At 71.9% G+C, this 19734-nt stretch carries 16 protein-coding genes; 10 read left to right on the top strand and 6 right to left on the bottom strand.

Features of this window, described 5'->3' with window-relative positions:
• Positions 1 to 3 precede the first annotated feature (3 nt).
• The gene (locus OG580_RS08355) at positions 4 to 1005 is read left to right on the top strand and encodes a hypothetical protein (RefSeq protein ID WP_267042996.1); all 1002 of its coding nucleotides are present in this window, start codon (positions 4 to 6) and stop codon (positions 1003 to 1005) included.
• 118 nt (positions 1006 to 1123) lie between these two features.
• Here OG580_RS08355 and OG580_RS08350 read toward each other — a convergent pair whose 3' ends face one another.
• A complete protein-coding gene (locus OG580_RS08350; RefSeq protein WP_267042995.1) occupies positions 1124 to 2416 on the bottom strand; it encodes an MFS transporter in 1293 nt (430 codons plus the stop codon).
• A 100-nt stretch (positions 2417 to 2516) separates the two neighbouring features.
• A complete protein-coding gene (locus tag OG580_RS08345) occupies positions 2517 to 3083 on the bottom strand; it encodes a methylated-DNA--[protein]-cysteine S-methyltransferase (RefSeq protein ID WP_267042994.1) in 567 nt (188 codons plus the stop codon).
• Between the two features lie 241 nt (positions 3084 to 3324).
• Between OG580_RS08345 and OG580_RS08340 the strand changes: the two genes are divergently transcribed.
• The 5 genes from OG580_RS08340 (at position 3325) to OG580_RS08320 (ending at position 10494) form a co-directional block, all read left to right on the top strand.
• Entirely contained in the window at positions 3325 to 4224 is a 900-nt protein-coding gene (locus tag OG580_RS08340; RefSeq protein WP_267042993.1) for an MHYT domain-containing protein, read from the top strand.
• 72 nt (positions 4225 to 4296) lie between these two features.
• Positions 4297 to 6429, top strand: a complete 2133-nt coding sequence (gene uvrB / locus OG580_RS08335; RefSeq protein WP_267042992.1) for an excinuclease ABC subunit UvrB — start codon at positions 4297 to 4299, stop codon at positions 6427 to 6429.
• Positions 6430 to 6568: 139 nt separating this feature from the next.
• Positions 6569 to 7147: a TerD family protein gene (locus OG580_RS08330; protein WP_267042991.1), complete on the top strand. Its 579-nt coding sequence runs from the start codon at positions 6569 to 6571 to the stop codon at positions 7145 to 7147.
• A gap of 190 nt (positions 7148 to 7337) precedes the next feature.
• Complete coding sequence (locus OG580_RS08325) at positions 7338 to 9236, top strand: TerD family protein (RefSeq protein WP_267042990.1); 1899 nt, start codon at positions 7338 to 7340, stop codon at positions 9234 to 9236.
• 232 nt (positions 9237 to 9468) lie between these two features.
• On the top strand, positions 9469 to 10494 hold the full coding sequence (locus tag OG580_RS08320; protein ID WP_267042989.1) for a TerC family protein: 1026 nt from the start codon (positions 9469 to 9471) through the stop codon (positions 10492 to 10494).
• 70 nt (positions 10495 to 10564) lie between these two features.
• On the opposite strand, the gene OG580_RS08315 is transcribed toward OG580_RS08320, so the two are convergent.
• The 3 genes from OG580_RS08315 to OG580_RS08305 all read right to left on the bottom strand — a co-directional run bounded on the left by OG580_RS08315 (position 10565) and on the right by OG580_RS08305 (position 13406).
• A complete protein-coding gene (locus tag OG580_RS08315) occupies positions 10565 to 11845 on the bottom strand; it encodes an MFS transporter (RefSeq protein WP_267042988.1) in 1281 nt (426 codons plus the stop codon).
• 159 nt (positions 11846 to 12004) lie between these two features.
• The gene (locus OG580_RS08310) at positions 12005 to 12661 is read right to left on the bottom strand and encodes an MBL fold metallo-hydrolase (protein ID WP_267042987.1); all 657 of its coding nucleotides are present in this window, start codon (positions 12659 to 12661) and stop codon (positions 12005 to 12007) included.
• A gap of 49 nt (positions 12662 to 12710) precedes the next feature.
• Complete coding sequence (locus OG580_RS08305) at positions 12711 to 13406, bottom strand: maleylpyruvate isomerase family mycothiol-dependent enzyme (protein ID WP_267042986.1); 696 nt, start codon at positions 13404 to 13406, stop codon at positions 12711 to 12713.
• 156 nt (positions 13407 to 13562) lie between these two features.
• On the opposite strand from OG580_RS08305, the gene uvrA reads away from it, so the two are divergent.
• Both uvrA and OG580_RS08295 read left to right on the top strand, forming a co-directional pair.
• Complete coding sequence (uvrA, locus tag OG580_RS08300; RefSeq protein ID WP_267042985.1) at positions 13563 to 16577, top strand: excinuclease ABC subunit UvrA; 3015 nt, start codon at positions 13563 to 13565, stop codon at positions 16575 to 16577.
• A gap of 155 nt (positions 16578 to 16732) precedes the next feature.
• Positions 16733 to 17158, top strand: coding sequence for a Rieske (2Fe-2S) protein (locus tag OG580_RS08295; RefSeq protein WP_267042984.1), 426 nt, complete (start codon positions 16733 to 16735; stop codon positions 17156 to 17158).
• Between the two features lie 30 nt (positions 17159 to 17188).
• Here the strand turns inward: OG580_RS08295 and OG580_RS08290 are convergent, their stop codons facing one another.
• The gene (locus tag OG580_RS08290) at positions 17189 to 18118 is read right to left on the bottom strand and encodes a hypothetical protein (protein ID WP_267042983.1); all 930 of its coding nucleotides are present in this window, start codon (positions 18116 to 18118) and stop codon (positions 17189 to 17191) included.
• A 237-nt stretch (positions 18119 to 18355) separates the two neighbouring features.
• On the opposite strand from OG580_RS08290, the gene OG580_RS08285 reads away from it, so the two are divergent.
• Both OG580_RS08285 and OG580_RS08280 read left to right on the top strand, forming a co-directional pair.
• The gene (locus tag OG580_RS08285; protein WP_267042982.1) at positions 18356 to 18943 is read left to right on the top strand and encodes a papain-like cysteine protease family protein; all 588 of its coding nucleotides are present in this window, start codon (positions 18356 to 18358) and stop codon (positions 18941 to 18943) included.
• Positions 18944 to 18948: 5 nt separating this feature from the next.
• Positions 18949 to 19731 carry a hypothetical protein gene (locus tag OG580_RS08280; RefSeq protein WP_267047939.1) on the top strand — a complete coding sequence of 261 codons (783 nt, stop codon included), beginning with the start codon at positions 18949 to 18951 and terminating at the stop codon, positions 19729 to 19731.
• Positions 19732 to 19734: the final 3 nt, after the last annotated feature.

Below are 19734 nucleotides of genomic sequence, written 5' to 3'. Positions count from 1 at the left end.
CCCATGCGTGCTGCCCTGCCCGGTGTCCCCCTGTCCCGCCACGCGCGCGCGTGGATCCTCGTTCTCGCCCTCCTGCTGCTGGGAGGCGGCGCCACCGCCTACACCCTGCGGGCGGCCTCCGGGCGGCAGACGGCGGCCGCCGGGGCCCCGGCGGCCGGGTTCACCCTCGACGCGGGCCGGCCCGGCGCGCTCCACGTCCGGGACACCGCGACCGGGCGCGTGGCCCGCGTCGACCCGTCCGCACCCGGCGGGCGCGTGGCGGGCGGGCCCGTCTGCGACCGGTTCCACGCGGCCGGGCCCACCGCCCTCTGCCTCCGGCGCCGACCGGGCGTTCCGGCCCGCTCGTACGCCCTCGTGCTCGACAGCCGGATGCGCGAAGTGCGCCGCATCGCGCTGCCCGGTATCCCCAGCAGGGCCCGGGTGTCCGCCTCGGGACAGATGCTCTCGTGGACGATGTTCGCCACCGGCGACTCCTACGCGCGCTCGTCGTTCTCCACCCGCACGTCCGTCCTCGACCTGCGCACCGGCTATCTCGTGAAGAACATCGAGCAGATCCCGCTCACCCTCGACGGCCGCCGGTACCACGCCCCCGACGTCAACTATTGGGGCGTCTCCTTCGCCGCCGACGACAACCGCTTCTACGCCACCGTCTCGACGGGCGGGCGCACCCGGCTCGTCGAGGGCGACATGAGGAACTGGTCGGCCAGGGCCCTGCGGGAGAACGTCGAATGCCCGTCGCTCTCCCCGGACGGCACCCGGATCGCCTTCAAGAAGCGGGTGTCCGAGGGCCCGCGCGAGCCGTGGCGGCTGTACGTGTACGACCTGCGCTCCGGCCGCGAGCACCCCGTGGCCGAGCGGCGCGGCATCGACGACCAGGCGCTGTGGACGGACCGGGGGACCCTTGCGTACGGATACGGGGGAGCGGTCTGGTCCGTGCCCGCCGACGGCACGGGAGCCCCACGCGAGCTGGCGCGCGGGGCCACGTCACCCTCGGTGCCGCGCTGACCGGTCCCCGCGCCGGGGCACAGCCGGATCTCCCGGGCCAGCCTCGCGGCCCGGCGCCCCGACCCGGCACGCGGTCCGGCGCCCCGACCTGACTCCCGGCCCGGCTCCCGGCCCGGCGTCAGGCCTTCCGGAGAGCGCCCCGCACCGCGAGCGCCGCCATCGGCAGCAGCAGGCACGCGGCGATCGCGTTCAGCGGTCCGTAACCCGCCTGCGAGACGATGAGGCCCGCCGCGAGCCCGCCGAGCCCGGCGGCGGTGTTCATGACGAAGTCGGAGAGGCCCTGGACCGCTGCCCGCGCGGCCTGCGGCACCGAGTCCGTGAGCAGGGCCGAGCCGGACACCAGCCCCGCCGACCAGCCGAGGCCGAGGACGAAGAGCCCCACGGCGGTCTGGGTGTGACTCGCTCCCGCCGTGCCCGCGATGAGCGCCGCCACGGCGAGGAGTCCGACGGCGAGCCCGATCACCGACAGCCGGCCGAGCCGGTCGGAGAGCCAGCCCATGACGGGCGAGAAGGCGTACATGCCCGCGATGTGTCCGCTGATCACGAGCCCGATCAGCTGGATGCCCGCGCCGTGGTGGCTCAGCGCCACCGGGGTCATCGACATGATCGAGACCATGGCGGTGTGCGAGGCGGCGACGGTGACGAGGGCCAGCTGGGCCTGCGAGGACTCCCGTACCGCCCGCATCCCGGCGCGCAGGGAACGGCTCTCCGGCTTCTCGCCCGCCCCGGGGTCCGTCAGCGCGCGGGCGGTGAGGAGGGGGTCGGGGCGCAGCAGGAGGGCCACCACGACCGCCGAGACGACGAAGACGCCGGCCGCCCAGACGAAGGGACCCGCCGTCGCGGGTATCCCCAGGCCGGACACGCTCTTCCCGGCCGGTGCGGCGATGTTCGGTCCGAGGACCGCGCCGATCGTGGTCGCCCACACGACGGTCGAGATGGCCCGGGCCCTGTGGTCCGGCTCGGCCAGGTCGGCGGCGGCGAAGCGGGCCGCGAGGTTGGCGGAGGACCCGGCGCCGAAGCCGACGAGTCCGACGAGGAGCAGCGGGAAGCTGTCGACGACCGCGCCGACCACCACCACGACGGCACCCAGCGCCCCCAGCAGGTACGCGAGGACGAGCCCCGCCCGTCGCCCGCGCGTGGCCATCAGGGAGGCCAGCGGCATGGCGAGCAGCGCGGGACCGGCCACCGTGGCCGTGGAGGCCAGTCCGGACAACGCCTCCGTACCGCTGACGTCCTTGGCCAGGACGGCCGCGAGCGCGACCCCGATGGCGATGCCGAGGCCCCCGAGGATCTGGGTGGCGATCAGGACGCCCTGAATCCGTCGGCGGAGCGCCGGCAGTTCGGCGTCGCTCACAGGAGGGGGTATCTCGTCGGGCAGGATGGCGTCAGGGGCGCCGGAGGTGCTGGTCACTTACGTGAGTGTGCCAGCCGTCCCACCTCATGGGAACGGCCCCCTCGCCCGCCGTCGGCCGCTTGTCGTGGCCACCTCGGCCCCGGCCGTCCGCCCCCGATCAGAACAGCGGCGCGGGCAGCACGCCCTCCAGGGCGAGAAGCTGCCGCTTCGTCTCCAGACCGCCCCCGAAGCCGCCGAGCCCGCCGTCGCTCTCGACCACACGGTGGCACGGCACCACCACCGGCAGCGGATTGGCACCCATCGCCGCGCCGACGGCCTGGGCCGCGCCCGGCTGCCCCACGCGCCGCGCCAGTTCCCCGTACCCGACGACCGTCCCGTACGGGACCCCCGTCGCCAGCTCGCGCAGCACCTGCCGGTTGAAGCCGGTCGTCAGGCTCCAGTCCAGCGGCAGGTCGAACGCGCGCGGGTCACCCGCGAAGTAGTCGTCGAGCCGGCGTATCGCCTCCGCGAGCAGCCCCGAGGCGCACTCCACCGGCACCGTGCCGAACTGCCCGCCCAAGCGGTCGAGCATCCGCTCCCGCCGCGCCGCGTCGGCGTGGAACTCGACCCGCACGAGCCCCCGCCCGGTCGCGGCGAGGAACAGCGGCCCGATGTCGCTCTCCACGACCGTCCACTCCACCGCGACGACCGGCTCCCCGCCCGTCGGCTCCGCTTCGATGTCCATGCCGCCCACGGTACGACCCGCCACTGACAGTCCGGTCGGAACAGTCGACATCCGGTCAGGAAGCGGGCAGCGAGCCGCCGTCAAGATCACGGACCGGTCTCGCTCAGGTCTCACGAGCGGAAATTCCCCGGTCACGTGGTCGCGAAGCCCTCGGCGCGCCATAATCTCGCCCCGGTAGTACTACCCAGCGGTACCGACTGTTTTCGGACGACGTGGCACCAGGGGTGGAGGACACACGCTCATGCAGGGCACGGTCGACGGATTCAGTTACGGGCTCGTCACTCCGGTGGCCGCTTTCATCATGGCCTGCCTCGGCGGCGCCCTCGGCCTGAGGTGCACCACCAGGTCGCTCCGCCACCGTGACACCTTCAAGGCCGGGTGGCTCGCCCTCGGCGCCACCTCCATCGGCACCGGCATCTGGACGATGCACTTCATCGCCATGATGGGCTTCTCGGTCCAGCACGCGCCCATCAACTACGACCGCCCCATCACCTTCGCGAGCCTGGGCGTCGCCGTCCTCATGGTCGGCATCGGGATCTTCATCGTCGGGTACCGCGGGGCGACCGCCCTCACCCTCGTCACCGGCGGCACGATCACCGGCCTCGGCGTCGCCACGATGCACTACCTCGGCATGGCCGGGATGCGCCTCCACGGCCGCATCGAGTACGACACGCTCACCGTCGCGCTCTCCGTGGTCATCGCCGTCGTCGCCGCCACCGCGGCACTCTGGGCGGCCGTCTCCGTCCACGGGTTCCTCGCCAGCCTCGGCGCCAGCCTGGTGATGGGCGGGGCCGTCAGCGGCATGCACTACACCGCCATGGCCGCCGTCAGCGTCCACCTCCAGAACGTCTACGTCCCCGCCGGCACCGGCGACACCGCGACCTCGCTCCTCCTGCCGATGCTGATCGGCCCGGCGGTCTTCCTCATCCTCGCCGCCGTCGTCGTCATGTTCGACCCGCTGCTCGTGATGGGCGACCCGGACTGGCAGCGGCCCGCCGCCCGGAACGTGCACCGCCCCGGCGTGCCCGCCCCGCGCCACGTACCGTCCTACGGCGAGCCCGCCAACTGGACGGGCCGGTCCGCCGGCCGCAGCGCCCGCAGGAGCGTCCCGAGAGGCGGCCACCGCTCCCAGGACTGGTGACGGGGCACCCTAGGGACCGGGCGCCGGGCCGATCGCCGCACGACTGTCGGTGCCGGGTCGTACGGTGGTGACATGCGGCCCGTTTCCAAGATCGAACGTTCGGTGGCGCCCTTCGAGGTCGTCAGCTCCTACCAGCCCAGCGGCGACCAGCCCGCGGCGATCGCCGAGCTCGAGCGGCGCATCCGCGCCGGCGAGAAGGACGTCGTCCTCCTCGGCGCCACCGGCACCGGCAAGTCGGCCACCACCGCGTGGATGATCGAGAAGCTCCAGCGCCCCACCCTGGTGATGGCGCCGAACAAGACACTGGCCGCCCAACTGGCGAACGAGTTCCGCGAACTCCTGCCGAACAACGCGGTCGAGTACTTCGTCTCGTACTACGACTACTACCAGCCCGAGGCGTACGTCCCGCAGTCGGACACGTACATCGAGAAGGACTCCTCGATCAACGAGGAGGTGGAGCGGCTCCGGCACTCCGCGACGAACTCCCTGCTCACCCGCAGGGACGTCATCGTGGTCGCCTCGGTCTCCTGCATCTACGGCCTCGGCACGCCCCAGGAGTACGTGGACCGGATGGTCCCGCTCAAGGTCGGCGAGGAGATGGACCGCGACCAGCTGCTCCGCCGCTTCGTCGACATCCAGTACACCCGCAACGACCTCGCGTTCACCCGCGGCACGTTCCGCGTCCGCGGCGACACCATCGAGATCTTCCCGGTCTACGAGGAACTGGCCGTCCGCATCGAGATGTTCGGCGACGAGATCGAGGCCCTCTCCACCCTCCACCCGCTCACCGGCGAGGTCATCACCGAGGACCGCGAGCTGTACGTCTTCCCCGCCAGCCACTACGTCGCCGGTCCGGAGCGCATGGAGCGGGCGGTCAACGACATCGAGGGCGAGCTGGAGGGCAGGCTCGCCGAGCTCGACAAGCAGGGCAAGCACCTGGAGTCCCAGCGCCTGCGCATGCGGACCACGTACGACCTCGAGATGATGCGCCAGATCGGTTCCTGCTCCGGCATCGAGAACTACTCGATGCACTTCGACGGCCGCGAGCCCGGTTCCGCGCCCAACACCCTCATCGACTACTTCCCCGAGGACTTCCTGCTCGTCATCGACGAGTCGCACGTCACCGTGCCGCAGATCGGCGCCATGTACGAGGGCGACGCCTCCCGCAAGCGGACCCTGGTCGACCACGGCTTCCGGCTCCCGTCGGCCCTCGACAACCGCCCGCTGAAGTGGGAGGAGTTCCAGAAGCGGATCGGCCAGACCGTCTACCTCTCCGCGACCCCGGGGACGTACGAACTCTCCCGGGGCGACGGCTTCGTCGAGCAGATCATCCGCCCCACCGGGCTCGTCGACCCCGAGGTCGTCGTCAAGCCGACCGAGGGCCAGATCGACGACCTGGTCCACGAGATCCGGCTGCGCACCGAGAAGGACGAGCGGGTCCTCGTCACCACCCTCACCAAGAAGATGGCCGAGGACCTCACCGACTACTTCCTGGAGCTCGGCATCCAGGTGCGCTACCTGCACAGCGACGTCGACACCCTGCGCCGCATCGAGCTCCTGCGCGAACTGCGCGCCGGCGAGTACGACGTCCTCGTCGGCATCAACCTCCTCCGGGAGGGCCTCGACCTTCCCGAGGTGTCCCTCGTCGCCATCCTCGACGCCGACAAGCAGGGCTTCCTGCGCTCCGGGACCTCGCTGATCCAGACCATCGGCCGCGCCGCCCGAAACGTCTCGGGCCAGGTCCACATGTACGCGGACCGGATCACCCCGGCGATGGAGCAGGCCATCGACGAGACCAACCGGCGTCGGGAGAAGCAGGTCGCGTACAACACGGCCCACGGCATCGACCCGCAGCCGCTGCGCAAGAAGATCAACGACATCGTCGCGACCATCGCGCGCGAGGAGGTCGACACCGAGGAGCTGCTCGGCAGCGGCTACCGCCGGACGAAGGACGGAAAGGCCGTCAAGGCGCCCGTCCCCTCGCTCGCCGCGCACGGCACCAAGGGCAAGGGCGGAAAGGCCGGCTCCACCGTCGAGCTCGGCGACCGGCCTGCCACCGAACTGGCCGCGATCATCGAGGAGATGACCGACCGGATGCGCGCCGCCGCCGCCGAGCTGCAGTTCGAGGTGGCCGCCCGGCTCCGGGACGAAGTGGGAGAGCTGAAGAAGGAGTTGCGCCAGATGAAGGAGGCGGGTCTCGCCTGACCGGAGGCGGTCCGGTGTGTTGCAAGACCGACACAAATCCGGACCGCGGCTCTTCGGTGTCAGTCCCTCTGCGTAGGGTGCTGGACAACCGCACGCATCCGGCAGCGGGCGCGGGGAACGCAACGAGAGGGGCAAGCGCGTGACGGTCAACATGACCAAGGGTCAGGCCATCAGCCTGGAGAAGCAGGGCGGAGGCAGCCTCACCCAGGTGCGGATGGGGCTCGGCTGGCAGGCGGCGCCGCGCCGCGGTCTGTTCGGCTCGCGCACCCGCGAGATCGACCTGGACGCCTCGGCCGTCCTCTTCGCGGACAAGCAGCCGGTCGACGTGGTCTTCTTCCGCCACCTGGTCAGCGACGACGGCTCCGTCAAGCACACCGGAGACAACCTGGTCGGCGGCGCGGGCCAGGGCGGGGACGACGAGGCGATCCTCGTCGACCTGGAGCGCATCCCGGTCCACATCGACACGATCGTCTTCACCGTGAACTCCTTCACCGGTCAGACGTTCCAGGAGGTGCAGAACGCCTTCTGTCGGATCGTCGACGAGACGAACGGACAGGAGCTCGCGCGCTACACCCTCGACGGCGGCGGCAACTACACCGCGCAGATCATGGCGAAGGTGCACCGGGCCGGCTCCGGCTGGCAGATGACGGCCCTGGGCAACCCGGCCAACGGGCGTACGTTCCAGGACCTGATGCCCGCGATCCTGCCGCACCTGTAGGCAGGCCGAGCAGGACGCACGCACCCACAGCTCCCGGAGGCAACAGGCCACCGGGAGCTGTCCCGCACCACCGCGCCGCCGCGCATACGCACCACCGCGCATACGCACACCGCGCCACAGCACGTCCGCACCACCGCGCATCCGCGCCACCGCACCATTCGTACCGGGAACCGCTGAGGGGACAGAGCCGATGACGGCCGAGCTGGTCCGGGGGCAGAACCACCCCCTGCCCGACACCCGACTGGAGATCAGGGTGTCGGCCGGTCATCCGGTCGTCGCCGGAGCCACCCTCGGCGACGAGCGGGGCCGGGTCCCGGGCGTGGAGTGGGTCGCCCATCCGGTCTCGCCCTCGCTCCCCGGTGTGGACGTCCCCCGCCGGGCCGCGGCCGACCAGCACCTCGCCGTCGACCTCGCGGCGGTCCCCGACGCCGTCCACCGCGTCTCCGTCCTCCTGGCGCTGCCCGTGGGCTCCGGCGGACCCGCCTCCTTCGGTACGGCCGCGGCGCCCTTCGTCGCGGTCACGGGACCGGACGGTGCCGAGATCGCCAGCTACACGATCACCGGGCTCGGAAGCGAGTCCGCCGTCGTCGCCCTGGAGCTGTACCGCCGCCAGGGCGCCTGGAAGGTCCGTGCCATGGGCCAGGGGTACGAGGGGGGCCTCGCCGCGCTCCTCGGCGACCAGGGCCTGGAGCGCCCCGCCGATCTGGCGGCGACGATCCTGGAGGCGGAGTCCCGCCACGCGGCACCCGCCTCGGGCCCGGTACCCACCCCGACCCCCGCCCCGACGGCGACCCCCGCCCCGACGGCGGCGCCCGCTCCGTCCGCCCCGAGCGCGGGCGGCCCGATCGACTACGCCCACCCCCGACGCCGTACCGCCTCCCCGGCACCGGAACCCGTACCGGCACCCGTATCGGCCCCGCAGGCGTCCCAGGGCTCGCAGCCCCCGCAGGGCCCGCCCGTCCCCGTCGCCGGGGACGCGGCCGGCTGGTCCATGGACGAGCGCCTGTACAACCAGGTGTGGGGGATGTTCGAGGACCTGGCCCGTACCGCCGCCGCCTACCGCTCCGCCTGCGACTTCGCCGAGTCCCGGCTCGACCGGGAGCTCGACGAGGCGCTCTCCGACCCCCGCGCCCGGATCGGCGGCGCCGGCGACGCCGCGCGGTCGGCCGCCCGCGCCCGCCACGACGAACTCGTGGCGCGGGCCCAGGAGGTCCTGGACCGGGACCTCGCCCAGCTCGCCGTCGAGTCCGAGGTCGTCGAACCGGCCCTGCCGCCCGCCTACGCCCGCTGGGACAACCCGGTCTGGCACGCCTACCGGCCTCCGGCGGAGGGTGCCATGGCCGTGCGGCTGGGCGACCTCCACCTGCCCGAGCGCACCGACCTGCGGATCCCCATGCTCATCCGGCTCCCGCTGGAGCGCGGGCTCTGGGTGGACAGCAAGGCCGGCCACTCGGAGGCCGCCGACCTCCTCGACGAGACCGAGTTGCGGCGGCTCGCCCTGGACAGCGCGGTCGCGCACGCGGCCCGGCTGCTCGCGGCCCACCCGCCGGGGGAGTTCGCCCTCCACGTCGTCGACGCGGCGGGTGCCGGCGCCGCCGCGCTCGCGCCGCTCGTGGACACCGGCGTGCTCGCCGCTCCGCCGGCCCGGGGCGCGGCCGGGGTCTCGGCGGTGCTCCAGCAGCTCACGGAGCGGGTCGACCTGCTGCAGATGGCGCTGCGGAACGGCGCGGCCGACGCCCTGCCGCCCGGTCTGGACACGGCCCGGCAGCTGCTGATCGTCCACGACTTCCCGCACGGCTTCGACGACCGGGCGGTCACCCGGCTCCGGTACCTCGCCGACGAGGGCCCCGGCGTCGGCGTCCATCTGATGATGGTGGCCGACCGGGAGGACGCGGCCGCGTACGGACCCGTGCTCGACCCCCTGTGGCGCTCGCTGCTGCGCCTCACCCCCGTACCCGACGACCACCTCGCCGATCCCTGGGTCGGTCATGCCTGGTCGTACGAGCCCCCGCTGCTTCCGCCGGGCAGCAGGGTGCTGCGGCAGGTCCTCGCGCAGGTCGCGGAGGCCCGTCCGGTAAAGAGGCCCTGACCTGCTCTTTTGGGGGCCCTTTACCCTGTCCTTTACCTTCTCTTGGTTCTTCGGGTAGTGTTCTCCGTGCGGAGGGGAGTACTCCCCATGCGCGGCGTACCCGTCAATACGGACGGATCCTCATCGATCCGATCCCGGGGCGTCGGCCCGGTCGCGGTGCGAGCCGCTCGGGTGGAAGAGACCTCCGGCAGCGACGACGCTGATCAAGTAGCCGTACGACGCCGGAGGCGCAGTGGACGTTTCAATGACCCTGTGGGTGCTGACCATTCTCGGTCTGGTCGCCCTCATCGGAGCCGACTTCTTCATCGGGCGGAAGCCCCATGACGTCTCGGTCAAGGAAGCCGGAATCTGGACGATCGTCTGGGTCGTGCTCGCCGCGCTCTTCGGAGTCGGCCTGCTCGTGTTCGGCAACAGCCAGGCGGCCGGGGAGTTCTTCGCCGGCTACGTCACCGAGAAGTCGCTCAGTGTCGACAACCTCTTCGTCTTCATCCTGATCATGGCGAAGTTCTCGGTCCCCTCCCACCTCCAGCAGCGCGTGCTGCTCGTGGGCGTGGTGATCGCCCTGGTCCTCCGCACGATCTTCATCGTCGCGGGCGCCGCGGTCATCGCGAACTTCTCGTGGGTCTTCTACATCTTCGGCGCCTTCCTGATCTACACCGCCTGGAAGCTCATCCAGGAGGCGCGCGCCGACGAGGAGGAAGAGGACTGGGAGGAGAACCGTCTCCTCAAGTCCGTCGAGAAGAGGTTCGGCGTCGCCGACAAGTACCACGGCACCAAGCTCTTCATCCGCGTCAACGGCAAGCGCGTCCTGACCCCGCTGATGGTCGTCATGATCGCCATCGGCACCACGGACATCCTCTTCGCCCTGGACTCCATCCCGGCGATCTTCGGCCTGACCCAGGACCCGTACATCGTCTTCACCGCCAACGCCTTCGCCCTCATGGGCCTGCGGCAGCTGTACTTCCTGATCGGCGGCCTGCTCAAGAAGCTGGTCCACCTCAGCTACGGCCTGTCGGTGATCCTCGGCTTCATCGGCGTGAAGCTCGTCCTGCACGCCCTGCACGAGTCCGGGGTGCACGTCCCGGAGATCTCCATCGGGTTCTCGCTGGCGGTCATCGGCGGCGTCCTGGTCGTCACCACGATCACCAGCCTGATCGCCTCCAAGAAGCAGTCGGAGCGAGAGGCCGCCGAGAGCGTCACCGACGCCAAGAGTGTCGAGGACGCGGACGGCGTCGAGAAGGACAGCGTCGGCGCCTGACGCGTCACAGACGGCGACGGCCGGCCAGGGGCACCCGCCCCTGGCCGGCCGTCGCCGTTCTCCCGCGCCGTCAGGCGGGCGCGCCCTCCACCGCCTCGCAGCGGCTCGGCAGGGTCTCCGGGAGCAGCGCGAAGCAGCCCAGGCTGACGAGGGCCACCACCGTCAGATAGGCCGCGACGCCCCACGGCGGGCCCGAGCCGCCGTCCGAGAGGGTGGTGGCGACGATCGGCGTGAGGGCGCCGCCGAGGACCCCGGCGAGGTTGTAGCCGACGGCCGCGCCCGTACAGCGGACCCGGGGCTCGTAGAGCTCCGGGAGGTACGCGGCGACCACCGCGAACATCGTGATGAAGGCGAGCAGCGACCCCAGGAACCCGAGGAACATCAGGAGCGGCTGCGCGGTGTGCAGCAGGGCCACCATCGGGAACATCCAGAGCGCGGACGCCGCGCACCCCGCCAGGCACAGCGGACGGCGGCCCCAGCGGTCGGCGAGGAGCGCGACGAACGGGGTGGCCGCGCCCTTGACCGCCACCGCGGCCATGACGCAGGTCAGCATGACCGTGCTGCTCACCCCGAGCCGCTCGGTGCCGTAGGTGAGGGCCCAGGTGGAGACCGTGTAGAACACCGCGTACCCGACGGCGAGCGCCCCGGCCGTCAGCAGCACCAGCCGCCAGTGGTCGCGGACGACCTCGGCCAGCGGGGCGCCCGCCCGCCGTCCCGACGCGGCCAGCTCCTCGAACTGCGGGGTCTCCGCCAGGGAGGAGCGCAGCAGCAGCCCCGCCGCCGCGAGCAGCCCCGCCGCCCAGAACGGCACCCGCCAGCCCCAGGAACGGAACTCCGCGTCGCTCAGGCCCGCCGTGAGCGCCAGCATCACCCCGTTCGCGAGGAGGAAGCCGACCGCCGGGCCGATCTGCGGGAAGCTGGCCCACAGGGCACGCCGGTGCGCCGGCGCGTGCTCGGCCGTCAGCAGGACCGCCCCGCCCCATTCGCCGCCCAGCCCCAGGCCCTGGAGGAAGCGGAGGACGAGCAGGAGCAGGGGGGCGGCGATGCCGAGCGTCGCGTACGTGGGGACACAGCCGACCGCGACGGTGGCGCAGCCGGTCAGGAGCAGCGAGGCGAAGAGGACCGGCCTGCGGCCGTACCGGTCGCCGACGTGCCCGAAGAGGACCGAGCCCAGCGGGCGGGCGACGAAGCCGATGGCGAAGGTGCCGAAGGCGGCCAGGGTCCCGGCGAGCGGGGAGAAGGTCGGGAAGAAGAGCGGCCCGAGGACGAGGGCGGCGGCGGTCCCGTAGACGAAGAAGTCGAAGAACTCGATGGCGGTGCCGACGAGCGAGGCGGTGGCGAGCCGGGTCATCGAGGGTTGAGCGGGCTGAGCGGGGGAAGCCGGGGGAGCGGGTGGCGACGGAGAGTGACTGGAGCGCATGTGGCGCCAACTACCCGGCGGCCGTCCCGGTTACGGGGGCGTGCGGAAGCGCGCGGCCCGTGAGCCGCGCGCTGTCGGTGCGACGGCAGGTCACCAGCCGCGCTCGCGCCACTCCGCGAGGTGCGGGCGCTCGTCACCGAGCGTGGTGTCCTTGCCGTGGCCCGGGTAGACCCACGACTCGTCCGGCAGGACGGCGAAGAGCTTCGTCTCCACGTCGTGGACCAGGCTCGCGAAGGCCTCCGGGTCCTTCCAGGTGTTGCCCACCCCGCCGGGGAAGAGACAGTCGCCGGTGAAGACGTGCGGGTGGCCCTGCGGGTCGTCGTAGACGAGGGCGATCGAGCCCGGGGTGTGCCCGACGAGCCGACGGGCGGTCAGCTCGACCCGGCCGACCCGCACCGTGTCGCCGTCCTCGACCGGCACGTCGGTGGCGACCGGGATGCCCTCCGCGTCGTACGCCCCTGCGTAGGTCCGGGCGCCGGTCGCGGCGACGACCGCGGCCAGGGCCTGCCAGTGGTCGCCGTGCCGGTGGGTGGTGACGACGGCCGTGATGCCGTCGTCACCGATCAGCGTGAGCAGCGTGTCGGCGTCGTTGGCCGCGTCGATCAGCAGCTGCTCGCCGGTCGCCCGGCAGCGCAGCAGATACGCGTTGTTGTCCATCGGGCCGACCGCGACCTTCGAGATCATCAGGTCCGTCAGCTCGTGCACGTCCGCCGGTCCGCCGACCTTCACCACTCCGCTGTACGTCATGGGCTCAGCCTAGCCCCGGGTACCGACACCGCGGGGGCTGCTGCGGTGGCTACAGCGGCGGGAGCGCCGGGAGCGGGCCGCCCTCGGTCTTGAGGGCGGAGCCGTCGCGGCGGCCGGCGAGCCAGCCGAGGAGCTCGGGAGCGGGGCCGGTGACGGTCACGGTCGTCCCGGTGTCCTCGGCGGAGCCGGTGGTCCAGGTTCCCGTGCCCTCCGCTGCCACGATCCGGGTCGGCGGCACGCCGGCGCCGCCCGTGAAGCGGTCCGCGAGGAAGTCGATCTCCCGCAGGACGAACTCCTCGGGCAGGTCCTCCAGCTCGTAGCCGACGCCGAGGTCGACGTGGTGCAGGGCCACCTCGACCCAGCGGCGGAAGGGGATCCGGGAGGCGCTGTCGGTGACGCCGTTGCGGAGCTCGACGGTACGGCTCCAGTCGGCGGGCTCGGCGCCGGCGGCCTGGAAGGCGTCGCCGCTCTCGCGCACGTCGGCGAGATGGACGGCGAGCGGGCGGCCGGCGTCGCGCTCGATGTCGGCGTCGCGGGTCGCGGCGTCGGCGTACATGGGGCGGCCCTGGAGGACGTTCACCAGAGCGTCGGCGTTACGCGCGATGTGGGCCAGCACATGTCCGCGCGTCCAGCCGGGAAGCCGTGACGGCTCGGCCGTCGCCGCGTTGTCCCAGGAGGCGGCAGCGGTCAGCAGCCGGTCGGTCGCTTCTTTCACGGAGGCAAGATCACGTTCGTGGTCGATCATGGCGCCGACCCTAGCGCCGCCACCCGTTCGGGTGAAGCGGTCTCCAGGAGACCGGAAATCGAATGTGCGTGCTATAGGCTCGACGGAAGCATCCGGCATCCTTGGTTGTTGGGTGTGTCAGGCACATCCGCAATCTCAAGAAAGGTGCGGACCGGCGTGGCCGACCGTCTCATCGTCCGTGGCGCTCGCGAGCACAACCTCAAGAACGTCTCGCTCGACCTCCCGCGTGACTCCCTCATCGTCTTCACCGGGCTCTCGGGATCGGGCAAGTCCTCCCTCGCGTTCGACACGATCTTCGCCGAGGGGCAGCGCCGGTACGTCGAGTCGCTCTCCTCCTACGCACGGCAGTTCCTCGGTCAGATGGACAAGCCGGACGTCGACTTCATCGAAGGTCTGTCGCCCGCCGTCTCCATCGACCAGAAGTCGACCTCGCGCAACCCGCGCTCGACGGTCGGCACCATCACGGAGGTCTACGACTACCTCCGCCTGCTCTTCGCCCGCATCGGCAAGCCCCACTGTCCCGAGTGCCGCCGGCCGATCTCCCGCCAGTCGCCGCAGGCCATCGTCGACAAGGTCCTGGAGCTCCCCGAGGGGAGCCGCTTCCAGGTCCTCTCCCCGCTCGTGCGCGAGCGGAAGGGCGAGTTCGTCGACCTCTTCGCCGACCTCCAGACCAAGGGCTACAGCCGCGCCCGGGTCGACGGCGTGACCGTACAGCTGAGCGAACCGCCGACGCTGAAGAAGCAGGAAAAGCACACGATCGAGGTAGTCGTCGACCGCCTCACCGTGAAGGAAGGCGCCAAGCGCCGCCTCACCGACTCCGTCGAGACCGCGCTCGGGCTCTCCGGCGGCATGGTCGTGCTCGACTTCGTCGACCTCCCGGAGGACGACCCCGAGCGCGAGCGGATGTACTCGGAGCACCTCTACTGCCCGTACGACGACCTGTCCTTCGAGGAGCTGGAGCCGCGCTCCTTCTCCTTCAACTCGCCCTTCGGCGCCTGCCCGGACTGCACCGGCATCGGCACGCGCATGGAGGTCGACGCCGAGCTGATCGTCCCGGACGAGGACAAGTCCCTCGACGAGGGCGCGATCCACCCCTGGTCGCACGGCCACACCAAGGAGTACTTCGGCCGGCTGATCGGCGGCCTCGCCGAGGCCCTCGGCTTCCGCACGGACATCCCGTACGCGGGGCTGCCGCAGCGCGCCAAGAAGGCTCTGATGTACGGCCACAAGACCCAGGTCGAGGTCCGCTACCGCAACCGGTACGGGCGGGAGCGGGCGTACACCACCCCGGCCTTCGAGGGGGCCGTCTCCTTCGTCAAGCGGCGGCACAGCGAGGCCGAGAGCGACTCCAGCCGCGAGCGCTTCGAGGGCTACATGCGCGAGGTGCACTGCCCCACCTGTGAGGGCACCCGCCTCAAGCCGATCGTCCTCGCGGTCACGGTCATGGACCGGTCCATCGCCGAGGTCTCCGCGATGTCCATCAGCGACTGCGCCGAGTTCCTCTCCCGGCTCACGCTGAACGACCGCGACAAGAAGATCGCCGAGCGGGTCCTCAAGGAGGTCAACGAGCGACTGCGCTTCCTCGTCGACGTCGGCCTCGACTACCTCTCGCTCAACCGGGCCGCCGGCACGCTCTCCGGCGGCGAGGCCCAGCGCATCCGGCTCGCCACCCAGATCGGCTCCGGCCTGGTCGGCGTGCTGTACGTGCTCGACGAGCCGTCCATCGGCCTCCACCAGCGCGACAACCACCGGCTCATCGAGACCCTGGTCCGGCTCCGGGACATGGGCAACACGCTCATCGTCGTCGAGCACGACGAGGACACCATCAAGGTCGCGGACTGGGTCGTCGACATCGGCCCCGGTGCCGGTGAGCACGGCGGCAAGGTCGTCCACTCCGGTCCCTTGAAGGAGCTCCTCGCCAACGAGGAGTCGATGACCGGGCAGTACCTGTCCGGCCGCCGGGCGATTCCCACGCCGGACATCCGCCGCCCCGTGGACCCCGGGCGCCGGCTCACGGTGCACGGTGCCCGCGAGAACAACCTGCGGGACATCGACGTCTCCTTCCCGCTGGGTGTCCTCACGGCCGTCACGGGCGTCTCGGGCTCCGGCAAGTCGACCCTGGTCAACGACATCCTCTACACCCACCTGGCGCGCGAGCTGAACGGCGCCAAGTCGGTGCCCGGGCGTCACACGCGCGTGGACGGCGACGACCTCGTCGACAAGGTCGTGCACGTCGACCAGTCCCCGATCGGCCGCACCCCGCGGTCGAACCCGGCGACGTACACCGGCGTCTTCGACCACGTCCGCAGACTCTTCGCCGAGACGATGGAGGCCAAGGTCCGGGGCTACCTGCCCGGCCGGTTCTCCTTCAACGTGAAGGGCGGTCGCTGCGAGAACTGCTCCGGCGACGGCACGATCAAGATCGAGATGAACTTCCTCCCGGACGTCTACGTCCCGTGCGAGGTCTGCCACGGCGACCGGTACAACCGGGAGACCCTGGAGGTCCACTACAAGGGCAAGTCCATCGCCGAGGTCCTGGACATGCCGATCGAGGAGGCCCTCGACTTCTTCGAGGCCGTCCCGACCATCGCCCGCCACCTCCGCACGCTCAACGAGGTCGGCCTCGGCTACGTCCGCCTCGGGCAGTCCGCGCCGACCCTCTCGGGCGGCGAGGCCCAGCGCGTGAAGCTCGCCTCCGAGCTCCAGAAGCGCTCCACGGGCCGGACGGTCTACGTCCTGGACGAGCCGACCACCGGTCTGCACTTCGAGGACATCTCGAAGCTGATCAAGGTCCTCTCCGGTCTGGTCGACAAGGGCAACTCGGTGATCGTCATCGAGCACAACCTCGATGTCATCAAGACCGCCGACTGGCTCATCGACATGGGCCCCGAAGGCGGCAGCGGCGGCGGTCTCGTCGTCGCCGAGGGCACGCCCGAGGAGGTCGCCTCCGTCCCGGCCAGCCACACCGGCAAGTTCCTCCGCGAGGTCCTCGGAGCGGACCGGATCAGCGACGCCGCCGGGAGCGTCCCGGCGGCCCGCGGGGCGAAGAAGGCGGCGGCGAAGAAGGCTCCCGCCAAGAAGGCCGCCACCCCGGCGAAGAAGACGGCCACGAAGGCGGCGGTCACCAAGGCCACCGCCAAGAAGGCGACGAGCCGGGCCCGCAAGGCCTGAGGCCCAAGGCCTGAGCTCCAAGGCCTGAGCATTGGCGTGAGGCGGGACCCCACCAGGGGTCCCGCCTCACGCCCAGGCCCGGGCGACGGCCCGCGGAGCGCCGCCGGTATCGTCGGTTCGGTCACGCCTTGCCCCGATCCCACCGTGGAGCGCTCATGTCCGGCCAGTCCAGCCGCCGCACCGTACTGAAGGGTGCCGCCCTCGCCGGCGCCGCCGGGCTGGGAGTCGCCGCCTGCTCCACCGAGTCCAAGCTCGGCCACGCCCAGGTCCCGACCCCGACCGCCCCGGTCACCCTCGGCGCCCCGGACGAGGTCCCCGTCGGCGGCGCCAAGCTCTACCGCGAGCAGCGGGTCCTGGTGAGCTGCCCCGCCAAGGGCCAGTACAAGGCGTTCAGCGCCCAGTGCACCCACGCCGGCTGCGTCCTCGACAAGATCGAGGACAACGAGGGCAACTGCCCCTGCCACGGCAGCCGCTTCGACGTGACGACCGGCAAGGCGCTCAAGGGCCCGGCCACCGTCCCGCTCCCCGAGGTCCCGGTCCGCGTCGAGAACGGCAAGCTGGTGGCCGGCCCCGAGGCCTGATCGACAGGCCCTGGACGCCGGCGTCCACCCTCACGACCAGTCCCAGTCGATCCCCAGGATCCCCGGGCGCACCCCCTGCTCCACGAGGTGCACCGTGCGGTGCCGGCCGCTCAGGGTCAGCTCCGCACGGCCCCCGCGCGGCGCACCCGCCGAGGTCTGGGCGAACCGCCGGCACCGCACCGGAAGCGCCGCCTCGTCGAAGTGCACCTGGAGCACGTACTGCCCGCCGGCGAAGCTGAACCCGCGGACGTACTCCCCGCTCGGACCCGCCGTGCCGTCCTCGAACCCGTACGAGAACAGATGCGTGTCCCCGGCCCGCAGCCGCGCGTCGAAGAGCAGCTCCGCGACCATCACCCCCGTCCCGGCGTGCCACCGGATCCGTCCGGTACGGCAGTTCTCCACGGCCCGCACCGCCACCAGGGACGGGTCGCAACCCGGATCCCCGTGGTGGATGGCCAGATAGCGGTCGACGCCGTCCCGGTGCGCCCGCACGACGTGCTGCGACTCGCGCCCCACCAGCTCCCGCCCCGCCCCGATCCGTACCCGCTCGTGGTGCCCCACCGTGTGCAGCCCGCCGTCCGCCGGGGACTCCAGCTCCGCGAGCAGCTCCTCGACGGAGCCGGACGCCTCCACCAGTGAGCGGTACGAACGGCCCGCCGGCCGCTCCACGTCGGCCCGGCCCGCCGCGTCCTCCGACAGGAGCCGGAGGAGCGAGTTCCCGGGCAGCTGGAGCACCTCCTCCAGGGCGCGCACGGCCTTCAGGGACTCCGGCCGCTGCGGGCGGCGGGCACCCTGCTGCCAGTAGCTCAGACTCGTCACCCCGACCCTGATGCCCCGGTGCGCGAGATGGTGCTGGACCCGCTGGAGAGGCAGTCCTCGCACGGCGAGCGCGGTGCGCAGCGCCAGATGGAAGGGGCCGGTGTGCAGCAGCTGCACCAGATCGGCCTCGGTGTGGCTCACGAGGACTCCTCAGTGAACGTTCACGACGGGGGAGCGGACCGTCGCGCCGCGAGCGGTGGGCGGGCAGGTGGGCCCAGGGCGTCCGTTCACACCCGGGTCACACCGTTCACAGTCCGATGTCACCCCGCATTGAAGCGTGTTGACCCGCTCCCGACAACGGCAGATGCTCCTGACCAGCGTCCGGACGCGCTCCTCCACTCCCCACATCCCCACACCCCCCTTCATGGGAGGAACGCGATGCTCAGCAGAAGACTGTCCCTCGCGGCACTCGCCGCAGCCGCCCTCTTCCTCGTCCCCACCACGTCGGCGTCCGCCGCGCCGGCCGGTGAGGACGTCTCCACCCTCGGCTACAAGCAGCTCGACATCACCATGCAGGCACAGCAGAAGACCAACTGGTGCTGGGCCGCGGGCGGCAACACCATCGCGACCTGGTTCGGACGCAACTACAGCCAGAACCAGTTCTGCAACGCCGCCTTCAACCGCCAGCAGGGCTACGACTGCCCCAACAACCAGGCCACGCTCGGCAACGTCCAGACCGGACTGAGCTGGGCCGGCATCAGCCCCGGCTCGTACGTCAACGGCTGGCTGCGCTACTCGACCGTCCAGACCGAGGTCAACGCCGACCGGCCGATCGAGACCCGGATCCAGTGGTCGAGCGGCGGCGGCCACATGCACGTGATCTACGGCTACGACGACGCCGGCAGCTGGGTCTACTGGGGCGACCCCTGGCCCTCAAGCGACCGCTACAACTGGGCCTCGCACGCCTGGTACGTCAACAACAACTCCTTCTCCTGGACCCACTCGCTCTACCGGATCGGGGCGTGACGACGATGAACGGACGTGCCATCGGCGCCGGTCTCCTGACCACCGCCGCCCTCGTCGCCCTCGGGGCGCTCCCGGCCGCCGCCGCGGAGGGCCTGCCGCCCGCGCCGACCCCCGAACAGGCTGCCTCCGCACCGCAGACCCTGGACACCCTGTCCCGGTTCTTCGCCCGCGACGGGGCGCTCGCCCGCTCGGCGGCCGCCCCGCGCGTCGAGGGCGGGTCCGTGCCGGTACGGATCCTCTCCCCGGACTTCGTCGCCGGGAAGGCGGGGGCGCCGGTCGCCCGCGTCGAGTTCCGGGCGAGCCGGGCCGTGGCCTCGGACGGTCAGAAGGCCTCGCTGTGGACGGTGAAGCAGCCGGGCGGCTGGCAGGTGGTGAACATCGCCACCGGCGACGACGAGATCCGGTACGCCGAGCAGGGCGGACGCGTGCTGCCCGGCGGCCTCGTCTTCCGGGAGCCGCAGATCGACGCCTGGTACGTCCAGAAGGGCACGAAGGTGCTGCCGCTGGACGAGGACGCGGTGCGGGCCGTCGGGAAGAACGGGACGAGCCTGGCCGGGTACCGGGAGCGGGTCGCGAAGGCGTACGGGGACAAGCTCCCCGGCTCCGCGTACGCGAAGAAGGGCGCGGCCGGCGGCTACGCCCCGCAGGCCTCCGCACCGGCGCCCGCGCCTCACGAGGAGCCCGCCGTCACCGTGGCGTCCACCGCGGCGGGCGCCGGCGCGGTCCTGGCCCTCGCCCTCGCGGCCACGGCGGCGATACGTCGGCGCCGCGTCGCCCGGGAGGGCTGAGCC

The organism is Streptomyces sp. NBC_00094 (assembly GCF_026343125.1).
Lineage (GTDB): Bacteria > Actinomycetota > Actinomycetes > Streptomycetales > Streptomycetaceae > Streptomyces.
Note: the sequence above shows the minus strand (reverse complement) of the source record. Positions and strands in the feature narration are given on the sequence as shown.